15 protein-coding genes and 1 pseudogene are annotated in these 17,516 nt (G+C 64.3%); 11 read left to right on the top strand and 5 right to left on the bottom strand.

Annotated elements, in window-relative coordinates:
* Positions 1-83 precede the first annotated feature (83 nt).
* Positions 84-869 (bottom strand): phenylalanine 4-monooxygenase, encoded by a 786-nt coding sequence (gene phhA, locus P3C50_RS08965; protein ID WP_275545733.1) that lies wholly within the window; start codon positions 867-869, stop codon positions 84-86.
* A gap of 256 nt (positions 870-1,125) precedes the next feature.
* Between phhA and P3C50_RS08960 the strand changes: the two genes are divergently transcribed.
* Positions 1,126-2,679, top strand: coding sequence for a sigma-54-dependent transcriptional regulator (locus P3C50_RS08960; RefSeq protein ID WP_275545732.1), 1,554 nt, complete (start codon positions 1,126-1,128; stop codon positions 2,677-2,679).
* A 73-nt stretch (positions 2,680-2,752) separates the two neighbouring features.
* On the opposite strand, the gene P3C50_RS08955 is transcribed toward P3C50_RS08960, so the two are convergent.
* Both P3C50_RS08955 and P3C50_RS08950 read right to left on the bottom strand, forming a co-directional pair.
* Positions 2,753-3,313: a nucleoside deaminase gene (locus tag P3C50_RS08955; RefSeq protein ID WP_275545731.1), complete on the bottom strand. Its 561-nt coding sequence runs from the start codon at positions 3,311-3,313 to the stop codon at positions 2,753-2,755.
* Positions 3,314-3,550: 237 nt separating this feature from the next.
* Entirely contained in the window at positions 3,551-4,438 is an 888-nt protein-coding gene (locus P3C50_RS08950; protein ID WP_115291076.1) for a LysR substrate-binding domain-containing protein, read from the bottom strand.
* Between the two features lie 213 nt (positions 4,439-4,651).
* Here P3C50_RS08950 and P3C50_RS08945 point away from each other — a divergent pair, with 213 nt between their 5' ends.
* From P3C50_RS08945 to P3C50_RS08920, 6 genes are all read left to right on the top strand, one after another.
* A complete protein-coding gene (locus tag P3C50_RS08945) occupies positions 4,652-5,479 on the top strand; it encodes an FAS1-like dehydratase domain-containing protein (protein ID WP_275545730.1) in 828 nt (275 codons plus the stop codon).
* 81 nt (positions 5,480-5,560) lie between these two features.
* Positions 5,561-6,724: an acyl-CoA dehydrogenase family protein gene (locus P3C50_RS08940; protein ID WP_275545729.1), complete on the top strand. Its 1,164-nt coding sequence runs from the start codon at positions 5,561-5,563 to the stop codon at positions 6,722-6,724.
* A gap of 10 nt (positions 6,725-6,734) precedes the next feature.
* On the top strand, positions 6,735-8,090 hold the full coding sequence (locus tag P3C50_RS08935; RefSeq protein ID WP_275545728.1) for an MmgE/PrpD family protein: 1,356 nt from the start codon (positions 6,735-6,737) through the stop codon (positions 8,088-8,090).
* Positions 8,091-8,228: 138 nt separating this feature from the next.
* Entirely contained in the window at positions 8,229-9,428 is a 1,200-nt protein-coding gene (locus P3C50_RS08930; protein ID WP_275545727.1) for a CaiB/BaiF CoA transferase family protein, read from the top strand.
* Positions 9,428-10,255: an HpcH/HpaI aldolase/citrate lyase family protein gene (locus tag P3C50_RS08925; RefSeq protein WP_275545726.1), complete on the top strand. Its 828-nt coding sequence runs from the start codon at positions 9,428-9,430 to the stop codon at positions 10,253-10,255. Before P3C50_RS08930 ends, P3C50_RS08925 begins: the two co-directional genes overlap by 1 nt.
* Before the next feature lie 74 nt (positions 10,256-10,329).
* Positions 10,330-11,325, top strand: coding sequence for a TRAP transporter substrate-binding protein (locus P3C50_RS08920; protein WP_275545725.1), 996 nt, complete (start codon positions 10,330-10,332; stop codon positions 11,323-11,325).
* A 189-nt stretch (positions 11,326-11,514) separates the two neighbouring features.
* Here the strand turns inward: P3C50_RS08920 and P3C50_RS08915 are convergent, their stop codons facing one another.
* Both P3C50_RS08915 and P3C50_RS08910 read right to left on the bottom strand, forming a co-directional pair.
* Positions 11,515-12,450, bottom strand: coding sequence for a hydroxymethylglutaryl-CoA lyase (locus P3C50_RS08915; protein ID WP_275545724.1), 936 nt, complete (start codon positions 12,448-12,450; stop codon positions 11,515-11,517).
* Between the two features lie 100 nt (positions 12,451-12,550).
* Positions 12,551-13,753: a CaiB/BaiF CoA transferase family protein gene (locus P3C50_RS08910; protein ID WP_275545723.1), complete on the bottom strand. Its 1,203-nt coding sequence runs from the start codon at positions 13,751-13,753 to the stop codon at positions 12,551-12,553.
* Positions 13,754-13,921: 168 nt separating this feature from the next.
* On the opposite strand from P3C50_RS08910, the gene P3C50_RS08905 reads away from it, so the two are divergent.
* From P3C50_RS08905 to dctM, 4 genes and pseudogenes are all read left to right on the top strand, one after another.
* Positions 13,922-14,842, top strand: coding sequence for a LysR family transcriptional regulator (locus P3C50_RS08905; protein ID WP_041979976.1), 921 nt, complete (start codon positions 13,922-13,924; stop codon positions 14,840-14,842).
* A 118-nt stretch (positions 14,843-14,960) separates the two neighbouring features.
* Positions 14,961-15,980, top strand: coding sequence for a TRAP transporter substrate-binding protein (locus P3C50_RS08900; protein WP_275545722.1), 1,020 nt, complete (start codon positions 14,961-14,963; stop codon positions 15,978-15,980).
* Positions 15,981-16,130: 150 nt separating this feature from the next.
* Positions 16,131-16,757: a TRAP transporter small permease gene (locus P3C50_RS08895; RefSeq protein ID WP_197855320.1), complete on the top strand. Its 627-nt coding sequence runs from the start codon at positions 16,131-16,133 to the stop codon at positions 16,755-16,757.
* A pseudogene (gene dctM, locus P3C50_RS08890) lies at positions 16,757-17,516 on the top strand (C4-dicarboxylate TRAP transporter large permease protein DctM); the annotation flags it as partial. The gene P3C50_RS08895 and the pseudogene dctM, both read left to right, overlap by 1 nt.

The following is a 17,516-nucleotide window of genomic DNA, read 5'->3' as shown; positions in this document are numbered from 1 at the left end:
CAATGGTCAAAGGGAAGATAGCGTGAACCATTTGCCCTCTCCCCCGACCCCTCTCCCATAAATGGGCGAGGGGAGTTGAAGGGCTACGCGGCTTTCGGCGGAAATTTCGGTGCATGCAGGCCCATCTGCATGGCCTTGTGCACCAGCGCCATGATGTCTTCGTGAGCCAGCTCGAACAGGCGCTTGAGCTCGGGTAGGACGAAGTACACTGGTTGCAGGATATCGATGCGATACGGCGTGCGCATTGCGTCCAGTGCGTCGAAGGGCTGGTGCTCGGGCACGTCGGACAGGGCGTAAAGGGTTTCCTTCGGCGAGGAGAGGATGCCGCCGCCATAGATGCGCCGGCCGGCCGGTGTGTCGAGCAGGCCGAACTCGATGGTCAGCCAGTACAGCCGCGCCAGGTAGACGCGCTCTTCCTTGCTCGCCTTGAGACCGAGCTTGCCGTAGGTGTGAGTGAATTTGGCGAACCAGGGGTTGGTCAGCATCGGGCAATGGCCGAAGATCTCGTGGAATATGTCCGGCTCCTGCAGGTAATCCAGCTCCTCGGGCGTGCGAATGAAGGTGGCGACGGGAAACTGCTTGCTGGCCAGCAGCTCGAAGAAGGTCTGGAAGGGGATCAGCGCCGGCACCCGCGCCACGCGCCAGCCGGTGGTGGATTCGAGCACACGGTTGATCTCACCGAGCTGCGGAATGCGCTCCATGGGCAAGCCGAGTTGCTCGATACCGTCCAGATATTTCTGGCAGGCGCGGTTCTGGATCACCTCCAGCTGACGGGTGATCAGGGTATTCCACACCTGATGCTCGCTTTCCGGGTAAAGGATAAAGCCGCTGTCGTCCGGTTCCCGGGCCAGGTATTGCGTACTCTTCATCGCTGCCTCCTTCAGGGGGCTGTTGTTCTTGTCTTGGACACAGATTTACCCCGCCCGCGTGATCGACGGCAGGCCCTAAGCGCGCACCTGCGCAGTAGCTGAAAGGAAAACTGTAAAGTTTGGATTACGATTCGGCCGAAGCGGCCAGTTATCGCCTTGCCGTTATGCTGAGGTGTCACATATTCTTGACGAAAATTACGCCGCTCAGTCGACTTTTCCGGGTGGCCCTATAACAAGAAAACCAAGAGACCGAGCCATGCGTATCAAGGTCCACTGCCAGAACCGTGTCGGCATCCTGCGTGACATCCTCAACCTGCTGGTCGACTACGGCATCAACGTCGCCCGTGGCGAAGTCGGGGGCGAGCAGGGCAACGCCATCTACCTGCACTGCCCGAATCTGATCAACCTGCAGTTCCAGTCGCTCAGACCAAAGTTCGAGGCCATTGCCGGCGTATTCGGCGTCAAGCGTGTCGGACTGATGCCCAGCGAGCGGCGCCATCTGGAGCTTAATGCGCTGCTCGGTGCGCTGGATTTCCCGGTGCTGTCCATCGACATGGGCGGCAGCATCGTCGCGGCCAACCGCAGCGCAGCGCAGTTGCTCGGCGTGCGTGTGGACGAGGTACCGGGCATGGCCTTGTCGCGCTACGCCGAGGATTTCGATTTGCCCGAACTGGTGCGCGCCAACAAGACGCGGATCAACGGCTTGCGGGTGAAGATCAAGGGCGATGTGTTTCTCGCCGATATCGCGCCGCTGCAGAATGAGCACGACGACAGCGAGGCACTGGCCGGCGCGGTGCTGACCCTGCATCGCGCCGACCGCGTTGGTGAGCGTATCTACCATGTGCGCAAGCAGGAGCTGCGTGGCTTCGACTCGATCTTCCAGAGCTCGAAGGTGATGGCGGCAGTGGTCAAGGAGGCGCGGCGCATGGCGCCATTGGATGCACCGCTGCTGATCGAGGGCGAAACCGGCACCGGCAAGGAGCTGCTGGCGCGCGCCTGCCACCTGGCCAGCCCGCGCGGGCAGTCGCCGTTCATGGCGCTCAACTGCGCCGGCCTGCCCGAGTCCATGGCCGAGACCGAGCTGTTCGGCTACGGCCCCGGCGCCTTCGAGGGCGCGCGCCCGGAAGGCAAGCTCGGGCTGCTGGAACTGACTGCGGGCGGCACCTTGTTTCTCGATGGCGTCGGCGAGATGAGCCCGCGCCTGCAGGCCAAGCTGCTGCGCTTTCTACAGGACGGCTGCTTTCGCCGTGTCGGCAGCGACGAGGAGGTGTATCTGGACGTGCGGGTGATCTGCGCCACCCAGGTCGATCTTTCCGAGCTCTGCGCCCGCGGCGAGTTTCGTCAGGATCTCTATCACCGCCTCAACGTGCTCAGCCTGCACATTCCGCCACTGCGCGAATGCCTCGACGGGTTGGAGCCGCTGGTCGAGCACTTTCTCGATTCCGCCAGCCGGCAGATCGGTTGTGCGCTGCCGAAGCTGGCGCCACAGGCCTTCGAGCGCATGGCCCATTACCACTGGCCGGGCAACGTGCGGCAGCTGGAGAACGTGCTGTTCCAGGCGGTCTCGCTATGCGATGGCGGCACGGTGAAGGCCGAGCACATTCGTCTGCCGGACTACGGCGCGCCGCAGCCGCTCGGTGAATTCTCCGTCGACGGCAGCCTCGACGATATCCTCGGCCGTTTCGAGAAAGCGGTGCTGGAGCGCCTGTTCCGCGACCACCCGAGCAGCCGCCAACTGGGCAAGCGTCTCGGCGTTTCCCATACCACCATCGCCAACAAGCTGCGGCAGCATGGGTTGGGCAAGGAGTAGGCGTAGGTGCGCCGCTGGCCTTGGCTGATGCCCGCAGTTTTTCGGTGCGCACGGCGCACCCTAGGCCACGCGTCTAGCTCACCTGACCGCCGCGCCAGGCCGCTACCACGCGCTCGCGCATTGCGCGGCGGTCCTGCAGGCGGTCGATCATCCGCTCGGCCAGGTCGAGCCAGTAGGGATCGGCCTTGGCCTGCACCACGCAAACCCCGGAGGCAAGATTGGCCCAGGCCGCTGGCAGGCGGTCGTGGCGCAGGGCGAAGCCGCCGTCGCGGTCGCGCGCCAGATAGCGCACGCGGGTGATGCCGGCCAGCAGGATACGGCCATAGCACATCAGGCAGGGTTCGAGGCTGACGTAGAGGGTCAGACCTCGGCGGTCGACCTGCGCATGTTCGTTTTCGAGCTGGTCGAGCACCTGCATCTCGGCGTGGGCGGCGCTGGCGTAGGCCGAGGCGAACACCTGGTTTCGCCCGCTGCACAGCAATTCACCTGCCTCATCCACCAGTAAGGCACCGACCGCGTAGCAGCCATCCTCGATTGCCAGCAGCGCCTGTTCGCAGCACAGCCTGGCCCAGGTGTCATCGACATGAGCGCTGGCGGGCGCCTGTTGCAACAGGGCCAGATGCTCGGGGTTCATGGCGTCTCCAGGGCCGGCGAAGTGTTGCCGGAGTATGGCCTGCCATTGGTCCGGTGCCCTACGACCTTGGTGCAATAGGCAGGGTGGGGCTGCGCGGCGACACTGAGCACGTCCCGATCATCCTGCGTGATATGGGTGCAAGCGTTTCCGCATTCCTCTCGGGGAATGCCTTGAATGGGCGGGCGACCAATTGGTCGCCCTTTTTTTGTCCCCGGCTTCCCTCTCGCCGAGCCTCGCCTAGACGCCCTGATTCAGCCTGTCGATCAGCGCCCGCACGCTCCCCGGCAACGCATCCAGCTCGCGCACCAGCATGCTGCGCTCGCGCACCGCCCAGGCTTCGTCCAGTTGCAGGATCGCCAGCTGCATGGTGCGGCTGTGCCGACGTGCGGCCGACTCGGGAATGATGCCGATACCGACGCCGCCTTCGATCATCCGGCAGATCGCCTCGAAGCTCGATACCTGAATGCGCAGCGCCAGGCTGCCGCCGAGCTTTTCCACCTGTTCGCGCAAGAAACTCAGCAGGGTGCTGCCCTCGTGCAGGCCGATATGTTGGTAGGCAAGGGTGTCGTTGAAACTCACCGATTGCCGCTGTGCCAGCGCATGGCCCAGAGGGACGGCCAGCACCAGGCGGTCGGTGCTGAAGTGCAGCACCTGCAGCCCCGGCGCCTGCACCGGACCGGCGATGATGCCCAGATCCGCCGCGCCATCCAGCACGCCACGAACGATGTCGCGGCTGAGGCGCTCCTGCAGGTCGACGGTGACGCCCGGGCGTTCGGCGAGAAAGCCGGCCAGCACCTCGGGGAGAAATTCGGTCACAGCCGTGGTGTTGGCGAAGATGCGGATATGCCCGGCGGCATCGGTGCCGTATTCGGTGAATTCGCTCTTCAGGTAATCGACCTGGCGCATGATCAGCCGCGCGTGCTGCAACAGGCGCTGGCCGGCCGGGGTCAGCTCGACACCGCGGCTATCGCGGTACAGCAGACGGCTACCGAGCTGGCTTTCCAGTGCCTTGATCCGCGCACTGGCAGCGGCCGGCGAGAGAAACGCTTTGCGCGCGCCCTGGGTCAGGCTGGGCGACTCGGCAATATGGATGAACAGGCGCAGGTCGGGCAGATCGAAATGCATGGGTTCCTCTGCTTCTGTGGGAGGGGCCGGGCGGCGATCCGCTTCAGCCGCGACGCCCTGGCTTCCCCGGAAAACATCGCGGCTAAAGCCCCTCCCAGATAGAAATATGGCGTTCAGCATAACCAAACGCTGGTTTAAATAAATGCGGATTCTCTGAACGCGTGCAGCATCGCATGCTCCAGCTCACACAAGAACCGAGCTGGAACCTGCCCCATGAGTGATTCTGCTTTTTCCGCCTGGATCGGTCGTAGCGAAGAAGTCCACGACCAACTCAGCCGCAATCTGGTCAAGCGCATCGCCGCCACCTTCGGCGAAGCCACGCCGGCCCATGGCGAGGCGTTGCCGCCGCTGTGGCACTGGGCGTTCTTTCAGGAACCGGTCGCCGAGAATGGTCTTGGCGAGGACGGCCATCCAGCGCGTGGGGGCTTCCTGCCGCCGGCGGACAACCGCAACCGCATGTGGGCCGGGGGGCGTGTCGAGTTCATCCAGCCGCTGCGCGTGGGCGGCGAAGCCAGCCGGGTATCGACCATCAAGCACATCGAGGAAAAGCACGGACGCACCGGCGCACTGCTGTTCGTCACGGTGCAGCACGACTACCTGCAGGACGGCCAACTGGCCATCCGCGAAGAGCAAGACATCGTCTACCGCGAGCCCAGCCCGCCCAAGACCAGCAGTGGCGAGCCGCTGGTTGCCGGCGACTGGCGTGAGGCAGTCACACCGTCCAGCACGCTGCTGTTTCGCTACAGCGCAGCGACCTTCAACGGCCACCGAATCCATTACGACTGGCCCTATGTCACCGAGACCGAGGGTTACAGCGGCCTGGTGGTACACGGCCCATTGATCGCCACCCTGAACCTGCGTGCCTTCTGCCGCGCCAACCCGCAGGTGCGCGTGCGCCGCTTCGCCTACCGCGGCCTGCGCCCGCTGATCGCGCCACAGCCGTTCGAGGTGGGCGGGCGCATCGACGGGGACGGCCATGCCGAACTCTGGGCAGGCAACGAAGCCGGCCTGGCGCAACGCGCCGAGGTGCAGTTCGACTGACTTTGTAGCCCGGATGCAATCCGGGAAATCGCTCCCCGGATTGCATCCGGGCTACGGCAATGCCTGAATCGAGGAACACCGATGAACGCTTATAACAACGAAGAACTCAACGCCATCCGCGAAGGCGTGCGCGCGCTCTGTGCGGAATTCCCCGCCGAATACTGGCGCAAGATCGATGAGGAACAGGGCTTTCCGGAGGCCTTCGTCTCGGCCATGACCGAGGCCGGCTGGCTGTCTGCGATGATCCCGGAAGAGTACGGCGGCTCGGGTCTGGGCCTGGCCGAGGCCTCGGTGATCCTCGAGGAGGTCAACCACTGCGGCGGCAACTCCGGCACCATCCACGGGCAGATGTACAACATGTTCACCCTGCTGCGTAACGGCAGCGAGGAGCAGAAGCGCTATTACCTGCCCAAGCTGGCCAGCGGCGAACTGCGCCTGCAATCGATGGGCGTCACCGAGCCGACCACCGGCACCGACACCACCAAGATCAAGACCACCGCCGTGCGCCAGGGCGACAAGTACGTGATCAACGGGCAGAAGGTGTGGATCTCCCGCGTTCAGCACTCTGACTTGATGATCCTGCTGGCGCGCACCACGCCGCTGGCCGAGGTGCAGCGCAAGTCCGAAGGCATGTCGATCTTCCTGGTCGACCTGCGCGAGGCCATCGGAAACGGCCTGACCGTGCAGCCGATCGCCAACATGGTCAACCACGAAACCAACGAGCTGTTCTTCGACAACCTGGAAATCCCCGCCAGCAGCCTGATCGGCGAAGAAGGCAAGGGGTTCCGCTACATCCTCGATGGCCTCAATGCCGAGCGCACGCTGATCGCTGCCGAGTGTATCGGCGACGGTCGCTGGTTTATCGAGAAGTCCGCGCAGTACGCCCGCGATCGCGTAGTGTTCGGCCGGCCCATCGGCCAGAACCAGGGCGTGCAGTTCCCCATCGCCGAGGCGCATATCGAGATCGAGGCCGCCGACCTGATGCGCTGGCGCGCCTGCGAGGAATACGACGCCGGGCGCAACGCCGGAGCGGCGGCGAACATGGCCAAGTACCTTGCGGCCAAGGCCAGTTGGGAGGCGGCCAACGCTTGCCTGCAGACCCACGGTGGCTTCGGCTTCGCCAACGAATACGACGTCGAGCGCAAGTTCCGCGAGACCCGCCTGTACCAGGTGGCACCGATCTCCACCAACCTGATCCTGAGCTACGTGGCCGAGCATTTGCTCGAACTGCCCCGTTCCTTCTGAGGCCGCGACCATGAGCAAGCACACTCAACAACTGGCTGCGTTCCTCGCGGAACTGTCCTACGAGCAGATTCCCGAGCACGTACTGAATCGCACCGAAGACCTGTTCCTCGACTGGCTCGGTTCGGCTCTGGCTAGTGAAGGCGCGCGGCCGATCCCGCTATTCGAGGCCTATGCGCAGAAGATGGGCCCGGCCGATGGCCCGGCGCGCATCCTGGTCAATGGCCGCGGCACCTCGGCGTATTTCGCCGCGCTGGTCAACGGCGCGTCGTCGCACCTGGTGGAGCAAGACGACCTGCACAACAGCTCGGTGCTGCACCCGGCCACGGTGGTCTTCCCGGCGGCCCTGGCAGCGGCGCAGGATCTCGGCAAGTCCGGTCGCGAGCTGCTGCTAGCCTCGGTGGCCGGCTACGAGGCGGGCATTCGCATCGGCGAATTCCTCGGTCGCTCGCATTACCGCATCTTCCACACCACGGCGACGGTGGGCACCCTGGCCGCTGCGGTGGCCGTGGGCAAGCTGCTGAACTTCGACAAACAGCAGTTCGTGCATCTGCTCGGCAACGCCGGCACCCAGGCTGCCGGGCTCTGGGAGTTCCTGCGTGACGCCGCCGACTCCAAGCAGTTGCACACCGCCAAGGCAGCGGCTGATGGCTTGCTAGCCGCCTACTTCACCGCGCAAGGCCTGACCGGCGCGCAGAACATTCTCGAAGGCGAGCAGGGCATGGCTGCGGGCATGTCCAGCGACGCCAATCCAGCCGCGTTGTCCGACCGTCTCGGCAGCCGCTGGGCGCTGGTGGAAACCTCGTTCAAGTTCCACGCCTCCTGCCGGCATACGCATCCGGCTGCCGATGCGCTGCTCGACCTGATGCAGCGTGAAGGCCTGCGTCATGGCGATATCGCTCAGGTCGTCACTCATGTGCACCAGGGCGCCATCGACGTGCTTGGCCGCGTAGTGGTGCCGCAGACCGTGCACCAGGCCAAGTTCTCCATGGGCACGGTGCTGGGTCTGATCGCCGTGCATGGCAAGGCGCAGCTCACCGAATTCGCCAACCTGTCGTTGACCGATGCCGACGTCGCGGCCTTCCGCGACAAGGTCAGCATGCGTCTCGAACCCGAGGTCGATGGTGCCTATCCGGCTCGCTGGCTGGGCCGGGTCGAGGTCGTCACGGTCGACGGTCGCACCCTGCATGGCGCCATCGACGAGCCCAAGGGCGATCCCGGCAACACCCTCAGTCGCGCCGAGCTGGAAGACAAGTTCCGTCGCCTGTTGGCCTTCGCCGGCAAGCGCAGCAGCGACGATGCGGGTGTGCTGATCGAGCGGGTCTGGCGCCTGCGCGAAACCGATGACCTGAGCCACCTGACTCTGTAGGAGCGGATTTATCCGCGAAGACGTAAGCCAACCCCACGCAACTGTAGCGCCTGACGCATTGCTTTCGCGGATAAAGCGGTACGCCGCCCGCCGCTCCTACAAGGATGCTCTTGCGTTTGGGTAAATGAGGTTTTCGACATGATTCACAGCAACCCCCGGCCACTGGATGGCATCACCGTGGTCAGCCTGGAACATGCCATCGCTGCGCCGTTCTGCACCCGTCAGCTTGCCGACCTCGGCGCGCGGGTGATCAAGGTCGAGCGCCCCGGCAGTGGCGACTTTGCCCGCGGTTATGACGAGCGCGTCGATGGCCTGGCCTCGCATTTCGTCTGGACCAACCGCTCCAAGGAAAGCCTGACCCTCGACCTCAAGCAGGATGATGCGACGCAGGTGCTCGACAGCCTGCTGGCCAAGGCCGACGTGCTGGTGCAGAACCTGGCGCCGGGCGCCGCTGCGCGCATGGGCCTTTCGTTCGAAGCGCTGCGCGAACGCTTCCCGCAACTGATCGTCTGCGACATTTCCGGCTATGGCGAGGGCGGCCCGTACGAGCAGAAGAAGGCCTATGACCTGCTGATCCAGAGCGAGGGTGGCTTTCTCTCCGTTACCGGTGGACCGGGCGAGGAGGAGATGGCCAAGGCCGGCTGCTCCATCGCCGATATCGCTGCCGGTATGTACGCCTACACCGGCGTGCTGTCAGCGCTGATGCTGCGCGGCAAGACCGGTGTCGGCAGTCGCGTCGATGTGTCGATGCTGGAAAGCCTGGTGGAGTGGATGGGTTACCCGTTGTACTACGCCTACGACGGCGCCACGCCGCCGCCGCGTGCAGGCGCTGCGCACTCGACCATCTACCCATACGGCCCGTTCCCGGCTGGCGACGGCGGTACGGTAATGCTCGGTCTGCAGAACGAGCGTGAGTGGCAGGCGTTCTGCGCCAAGGTGCTGGAGCAGCCTGAACTGGCCAGTGACGAGCGCTTTGCCGCCAACTTCAAACGCTCCGAAAACCGCAGTGAGCTGCGTGCGCTGATCATCGAAGCCTTCTCGCGCATGAGCACGGCGCAGGTGATCGAGCGCCTGGAGCAGGCGCAGATCGCCAATGCCCAGGTCAACGACATGGCCGGCGTCTGGGCTCATCCGCAACTTCAGGCACGCCAGCGCTGGCGCCAGGTCGACAGCCCCAGCGGCAGCTTGCCGGCACTGTTACCGCCAGGGCGCAACAACGCCTTCGAGCCGCGTATGGACGCCATTCCGGCGCTGGGTCAGCACACCGATGGGCTGCTCGCCGAGCTGGGCTATGGCGCGGGTGATATTCAACGCCTGCATCAACAGGGGGCCGTGTGATGAACCATTCCATCATTCGTACCGCGCTGTTCGTACCAGCCAGTAGACCGGAGCGCATTCCCAAGGCGCTTGCCGTTGGCGCCGATGCGGTGATCGTCGACCTGGAAGACGCCGTGCAGGAAAGCCTGAAGGTCGAGGCTCGTGCTCATCTCGATGCCTTTCTCACGGCCAACCCCGAGGCCCGTCTGCTGGTACGCATCAACGCGCCGGAGCATGCCGGCCATGGCGCCGATATCGAGCTGTGCGCACGCCATGCCGGAGTCATCGGCGTGCTCTTGCCCAAGGTGGAGTGCGCTGCTCAGGTTGCCCGCGTTGCCACTTGTGGCAAGCCGGTTTGGCCGATCATCGAGAGCGCAGCGGGGTTGTTGGAGCTGCCGTCCATCGCACGGGCCTCGGGCGTCGAGCGGCTGTCCTTTGGCGCGCTCGACCTCGGGCTGGACCTGGGCCTCAGCAGCGGCAGCGCCGCGGCCGACCGCATGCTCGATCAGGCTCGTTACGCCCTGTTGCTGCATTCGCGCACGGCAGGCCTGGCGGCGCCGCTGGACAGTGTGTTCCCCGCCATCGAAGACCGCGACGGTCTCGCCCGCACTGCGCGCGATGCCCGCGACATGGGCTTCGACGGTTTGCTGTGCATCCACCCCAAACAGGTGGAGGTCGTCCATCGCGCGTTGCTCCCGGCCGAGGAGGAATTGGCCTGGGCGCGCCGCGTGATGAAGGCGGCCAGCAGCGGCGAAGGCGTTTTCGTGGTCGACGGCCAGATGGTCGACGCCCCGGTGCTGGGCCGCGCCCAGCGACTGCTGCAACGCGCTGGCGAGAGCCCGGCCTGAATACCGGCCGGCGGCATTGCGCCACCGGCCATTTCGTCCCACGTACCGACCTACAAAAACAATGAGGTAACGTCATGTTCAAACTCACCGCCAAGGCGCTGGCCTGCGCCGCCATCCTCTCCTGTGCCGGCCTGGCACAGGCGGCCGATGAGCCCATCCTCATCAAGTTCGCCCATGTGGTGGCGGACAACACGCCCAAGGGACAGGGCGCGCTGTTGTTCAAGAAACTGGCCGAGGAGCGCCTTCCTGGGCGGGTCAAGGTCGATGTCTACCCCAACTCCTCGCTGTTCGGTGATGGCAAGGAAATGGAGGCACTGCTGTTAGGCGAGGTGCAGATGCTGGCGCCGTCGCTGGCCAAGTTCGAGCAGTACGCCAAACCGGTGCAGATCTTCGACCTGCCATTTCTGTTCGACAACATGGAGGCGGTCGATCGCTTCCAGGCCAGCCCAGAGGGGCGCGGCCTGCTGACCTCCATGGAGGACAAGAACATCACTGGCCTGGCCTACTGGCACAACGGCTTGAAGGTGATGTCGGCCAACAAGCCGCTGCGCGAACCGTCCGACGCCCGTGGTCTGAAATTCCGTGTGCAGGCCTCTGCCGTACTCGAGGAACAGTTCAAGGCGGTACGCGCCAACCCGCGCAAGATGAGCTTCGCCGAGGTCTATCAGGGGTTGCAGACCGGCGTGGTCAACGGCACCGAGAACACCTGGTCGAACTACTACAGCCAGAAGGTGCACGAGGTGCAGAAGTACATGACCGAGTCCGATCACGGCCTGATCGACTACATGGTGATCACCAACACCAAGTTCTGGAAGGGCCTGCCGGATGACGTGCGCAGCGAACTGGAAACCATCATGGCCGAGGTATCCGTCGAGGTGAACAAGCAAGCTGATGACTTGAACCGCAAGGCCAAGCAGGACATCGCCAAGGCCGGTACCACCGAGATCATCGAGCTGACCCCGCAGCAGCGCGCCGAATGGCGTGAGGCCATGCGCCCGGTGTGGAAGAAATTCGAGCAGGAGATCGGCGCCCAGCTGATCCAGGCGGCGGAGAAGTCCAACCAGCAGTGATGTTGTGCTGCAAACGAAAAAGCCCGGTGCTTGCACCGGGTTTTTTGTCGCGGCTAAAGCCCCTCCCACAACATTGGAAGGGCGTAGCCTTTTGGGTAGGCGATGGGGATATGGCTAAAGCCGCACGCCCTCCCTCAGAACCGCGTCATCCTGTGGGAGGGGCTTTAGCCGCGATTTGGTAGCCGAGCCTTAGAGCCCGGCTTCCTGCATCCACTTCGGCTTGGGATAGCGGCGATCGGATTTGCCGGCCTTGAGGATGGCGCCGGGTACGTCGTGGCCGATCAGGCCGGGCAGGGTGGCGGCTGTTTCGAGCAGGGCGTCGAGGTTCACCCCCGTCTCCAAACCCATGCGCTGGAACATATGCACCAGGTCCTCGGTGCAGATATTGCCGCTGGCGCCCGGCGCGTAAGGGCAGCCGCCAAGACCGCCGAGGGAGGCGTCGAAGCGATCGATGCCGGCATTCAGCGCCGCCAGGGCATTGGCCAGGCCCATGCCGCGGGTGTTGTGAAAATGCGCGGTGAACACCGCTTCCGGCCAGCGCCGCAGTGACTCGCGGCAGATGCGCTCGACCTGCGCCGGATCAGCCATGCCGGTGGTGTCGCACAAGGTCACGCCCTGCACGCCGATTGCCAGCAGGCGCTCGGTCAGCTCATGCACGCGGGCCTCGGGTACCTCGCCCTCGAAGGGGCAGCCGAAGGTGGTTGACAGCGAGGCGTTGATAAATACGCCGCTGCCACGGGTGACCTCGATGATCTCGGCGAACTGCGCCAACGATTGCTCCGGGGTCATGCGCAGGTTGGCCAGGCCGTGGGTGTCGCTGGCCGACATCACCAGGTTGATCTCGTCCACCTCGCAGGACAGCGCGCGCTCGCAGCCCTTCACGTTGGGCACCAGCACGGTGTATTCGACGCCTGGCACGCGCTGGATACCGCGCATCACTTCCTCGGCATCGCGCAGGTTGGGGATGGCCTTGGGCGAGGTGAAGGAGGTGACCTCGATCTTGGCCAGGCCGGTGTGGGACAGGCGGTCGATCAGGGTGATCTTGTCTTCGGTGGGTACGAAGGAAGCTTCGATCTGGAAGCCGTCGCGGGTGGCGACGTCCTGGATATAAAGGCGTTTGCTCATGGTAATCCTCAGGAGGAGCTGCAAGCCGCAAGCTTCAAGCTACAAGTAAAGGCCCGAAGCCGCTTGCTTGAGGCTTGCCGCTTGAAGCTTGCAGCTGCTTTTAAATAATCCCGCGCTCGCGCAGCCCTGCGACCTGTTCCGCGCTCAGGCCGAGGCCTTCGAGGATGTCGTCGTTGTGCTCTCCGAGCTGCGGGCCGCCGGTGCCGATACGGCCCGGTGTGCGGCTGAGCTTGGGTAGTACGCCTGGCACCTTGAGCGGGCCGACGCTGGTCTGCACCTGCTCGATCATCTGCCGCGCCAGGTAGTGCGGGTCCTGCACGATGTCGGCGGCGGTGTAGGGATAGCCGGCCGGCACGCGCGCGCCCTTGAGTGCTTCGATCACCTCATCGCGGCTGCGCTGGGCAGTCCACTCGGCGATGGCGCCGTCGATCAGTTCGGCGTGCTGGCTGCGTCCGTCGTTCTGCGCCAGGCGCGGGTCGTTACCCAGGTCCTCGCGACCAATCAGGCTCATCAGGCGCTTGTAAATGCTGTCGCCATTGCCGGCGATCAGCACGTAGCTGCCATCGTTGCACGGGTAGGAGTTGGACGGCGTGATACCGGGCAGGGCGCTGCCGGCTGGCTCGCGAACGTAGCCGAAGGCGTCGTATTCGGGGATCAGGCTTTCCATCATGGCGAACACCGACTCGTACAGCGCCACGTCGATCTCCTGGCCTTCGCCGCTGCGCGCCCGCTCCTGCAGGGCCAGCAGCACGCCGATCACGCCGTACAGCGAGGACAGCGAATCGCCGATGCTGATACCGACGCGCACCGGCGCCTGGCCGGGGTAGCCGGAGAGGTGGCGCAGGCCGCCCATGGCTTCGCCAATCACGCCGAAACCGGGCAGGTCGCGGTAGGGGCCGGTCTGCCCATAGCCGGAGATGCGCAGCATGATCAGGCGCGGGTTGATCGCCTTCAGTGCCTCATAACCCAGGCCCCAGCCTTCCAGCGTGCCGGGGCGGAAGTTCTCCACCAGCACGTCGGCCTCGGCCACCAGCTTACGCACGATGTCCTGGGCTTCGGCCTGTTTCAGGTCGAGGGTCAGCGAGCGCTTGTTGCGTGACTGCACGTGCCACCAGAGCGAGGTGCCGTCCTTGATCTTGCGCCATTTGCGCAGCGGGTCGCCGACGCCCGGCGGCTCGATCTTGATCACGTCGGCGCCGAATTCGCCGAGCAGCTTGCTGGCGAAGGGACCGGCGATGAGCTGGCCCATCTCGATCACCTTGAGCCCCTGCAGGGCCATGTTGCTGGTGTTGTGTTGAGTCATGGCTGCACCTGATTTGCCTGTGCGTTTCTCGTGGTGCGCAGAATGGCGCAGCGGCGCGGTGCCGACAATTGCTCAATGGCCAAGCTAGGCTTCGCGTATTGCGAAGTGGCATGCTGTAAATCAGCTTTCTGGCGGCTTCGCTTCGCCAGGCACGAAATGGAGACCTTTATGCGCCGCATCGATTTCGTCACCCTCAAGCTGTTCGTCGCCATCGCCGATGAGCGCAGCCTGACCCGCGCTGCCGAGCGCGAGCACTTGGCCCTGGCGGCGGTGAGCAAGCGCGTCAGCGACCTGGAAAACCAGCTCGGCATCGCGCTGCTCTATCGCCAGCCCAAGGGCGTCGAACTGACTCCGGCCGGCCATGCATTGCTGCACCACGCGCGCAACATGATGGACAACCTCGAACAGCTCAACGCCGACCTCAGTGAGTTCAGTGAAGGGGTCAAGGGCCATGTGCGCATTCACGCCAACACCTCGGCGGTGATCGAATTTCTGCCCGAGGACCTGGCCAGCTTCAGTCGCCTGCACCCGCAGGTGAAGATCGACCTGGAAGAGCGGGTCAGCAGCGAGACCATCCGCGCCGTGCGCGAGGGGCTGACCGATATCGGCATCTTCGCCGGGCATGTGCCGGCCGAGGATCTGCAGGTTTTCACCTACCGTCACGATCAGTTGGTGCTGGTCACCCCGCGCGAGCATCCCCTGGCCGAACGCGACGGCCTGTTCCTGCGCGAGGCGGTGGGCTTCGATTTCATCGGCCTGCAGCAGGACGCTTCCCTGCATAGCCTGCTGCAGCACTCGGCGCACAGCCAGGGCGTGGCCTTGCGCCTGCGCATTCAGGTACGCAGCTTCGAGGCCATTTGCCGGATGATCCATACCGGCATGGGTGTTGGCGTGTTGCCGGATCTGGCAGTGCGTACCTACCTGCCGGCGCTCGATGTGCGGGTGATCCCGCTGCACGATCCCTGGGCTCGGCGTGAGCTCAAGGTGGCGGTACGTAATCAGGACAACCTTTCGCTGACCGCGAAGCAGATGCTCGATCACCTGCGAAACAGTGGCGCGACAGAGGGATATTCAGCACTGCCTTCGTGAATGCCGAAGGCTCGGTTGTTCAAATGTGAATTTCAGCCGGGGGGGCGGCGGAGTAGAGTCCGGGCCAATCGAAGGGGTTTCTCCCTCGACGCTCAGACAAAAACAACAGGAGCCTTCCATGAAGTTTTCTTTCGTCCGTCGTGGCCTAGCCGGTGTGCTCGCCGGTTGCGCACTGCTTGGCGCACTCTCGGCACACGCAGCCGAGTCGCAGCCGACCGCCCCGATCCTGATCAAGTTTTCCCATATCACCGCTGATAGCACGCCGAAGGGCCAGGGCGCGCTGATGTTCAAGAAACTGGTGGAGGAGCGCCTGGCCGGCAAGGTCAAGGTCGACGTCTATGCCAATTCTTCGCTGTATGGCGATGGCAAGGAAATGGAAGCCCTGCTGCTCAACGAAGTGCAGATGCTGGCGCCGGCACCGTCCAAGCTGGAGCAGTACACCAAGCAGCTGCAGCTGTTCGACATGATGTTCCTGTTCGATGACGTGGCCGCCGCGCAGCGTTTCCAGTCCTCGGAAAAGGGCAAGGCACTGCTCAAGTCGATGGAGAGCAAGGGCATCACCGGCCTGGCCTACTGGCTCAACGGCATGCGCCAGCTCACAGCCAACAAGCCGCTGGTCGAGCCAAGCGACGCCCGTGGGCAGAAATTCCGCGTGCAGCCGTCCGATCTGCAGGCCGCGCAGTACAGCGCCCTGCGTGCGGTACCGCGCAAGATGAGCTTCGCCGAGATTTACCAGGGCCTGCAGACCGGCGTGGTCAACGCCCAGGACAACCCCTGGTCGAACATCTACTCGCAGAAGTACTTCGAGGTGCAGAAGTACATGACCGAGTCCAACCATGCCATCGGCAACTACCTGCTGATCACCAATACCCAGTTCTGGAACGGCCTGCCGGCGGACATCCGTAGCGAGCTGGAACAGATCGTCGACGAGGTGACCGTCGAGGTGAACAAGCAGGCCGAAGCGCTGAACGCCGAAGCGCGCCAGGCGATTCTCGATACCGGCAAGAGCGAGATCATCACCCTCACGCCCGAGCAGCGCGCCGCCTGGCGTGACGCCGTGCGCCCAGCGTGGAAGAAGTTCGAGGCCGAGATCGGCACTGATGTGATCGAGGCTGCGCAAGCCGCCAATCAGCAATGAGCCCATGACCGCCTCGGGCCCACGCACCCGGGGCGGTCTTTCATTCGCCGTCGCCTAAGACGGCGTTTGCCAATGACGAATATCGCGCTGGTCCTGGCTCGGTTAGATTCGTCCGACTCCTGACAATCACAAGAACTTCGCGGAGATGCCATGAACGCCTTGCGGCGCGTCTGGGAGCACTTCGAGGAAGGCTTCATTGCCTTTCTCCTGGCGGCCATGACGCTGATCACTTTCGTCTACGTGATCCTCAACAACTTCTACACCCTGTTCTATTGGCTGGGTGACTTCTTCGGCGGTAACGAGGCTCTGCTCGCTATCGGCGACTTCATTCTCGACCTTGCCCAGGCGATGACCTGGAGCAACGCCCTGACCAAGGCCCTGTTCGGCTGGCTGATCTTCTTCGGCCTGGCCTACGGCGTGCGCACCGCCGGCCACATCGGCGTCGACGCCCTGGTCAAACTCGCTCCGCGCGGCGTGCAGCGCGTCATCGGCGTGATCGCCTGCCTGTGCTGCCTGGGCTACGCCGGCCTGATCGCCGTCGGCAGCTTCGACTGGGTCCGCACCCTGTTCATCGCCGGCATCGGCGCCGAAGACCTGGGCCACTACGGCATCCAGCAATGGCATATCGGCATGATCGTGCCGTTCGGCTACGCCATGGTGTTCATCCGTTTCCTGGAAATCCTCGTGCGTATCCTGCGCAACGAGCAGACCGGCCTCGGCCTGGCTGACGAAGCCGCCGATGCGCTGAAAATCAACGAGCACGAGGAGGCCAAATAATGACCGTGCTGTTCCTCTTCCTGCTGCTGTTCCTGCTGATGTTCATCGGCGTGCCGATCGCCGCGTCGCTCGGCCTGGCCGGCTCGATCACCATCATGCTGTTCAGCCCCGACTCGGTGCGCTCGCTGGCGATCAAGCTGTTCGAGACCTCCGAGCACTACACCCTGCTGGCGATCCCGTTCTTCTTGCTGTCCGGTGCCTTCATGACCACCGGTGGCGTGGCGCGTCGCCTGATCGACTTCGCCAACGCCTGCGTCGGCCACATCCGTGGCGGTCTGGCCATCGGTGCGGTACTGGCGTGCATGCTGTTCGCCGCGCTGTCCGGCTCCTCGCCCGCTACCGTAGCGGCAGTGGGCTCGATCGCCATCGCCGGTATGGTGCGCTCCGGCTACCCGCAGGCGTTCGGCGCCGGCATCGTGTGTAACGCCGGCACCCTGGGCATTCTGATTCCGCCGTCGATCGTGATGGTGGTGTACGCCGCCGCTACCGAGCAGTCGGTGGGCAAGCTGTTCATGGCCGGTGTGATTCCCGGTGTGATGCTCGGCCTGGCATTGATGATCGCGATCTACATCGTCGCGCGCATCAAGAAGCTGCCGGCCCTGCCGCGCGCCAGCTTCCGCGAGTGGCTGCGCTCCGCCCGCGAGGCCTTCTGGGGCCTGTTGCTGATGGTGATCATCCTCGGCGGCATCTACACCGGCATGTTCACCCCGACCGAGGCTGCGGCCGTGGCGGCGGTGTACGCCGGCTTCGTTGCCCTGT

Origin of the sequence: Pseudomonas sp. Marseille-Q0931 (assembly GCF_940789645.1) — a bacterium.
Taxonomy (GTDB): domain Bacteria; phylum Pseudomonadota; class Gammaproteobacteria; order Pseudomonadales; family Pseudomonadaceae; genus Aquipseudomonas.
The sequence above is the reverse complement of the archived record's forward strand: the minus strand, read 5'-3'. Positions and strand labels throughout refer to the sequence as shown.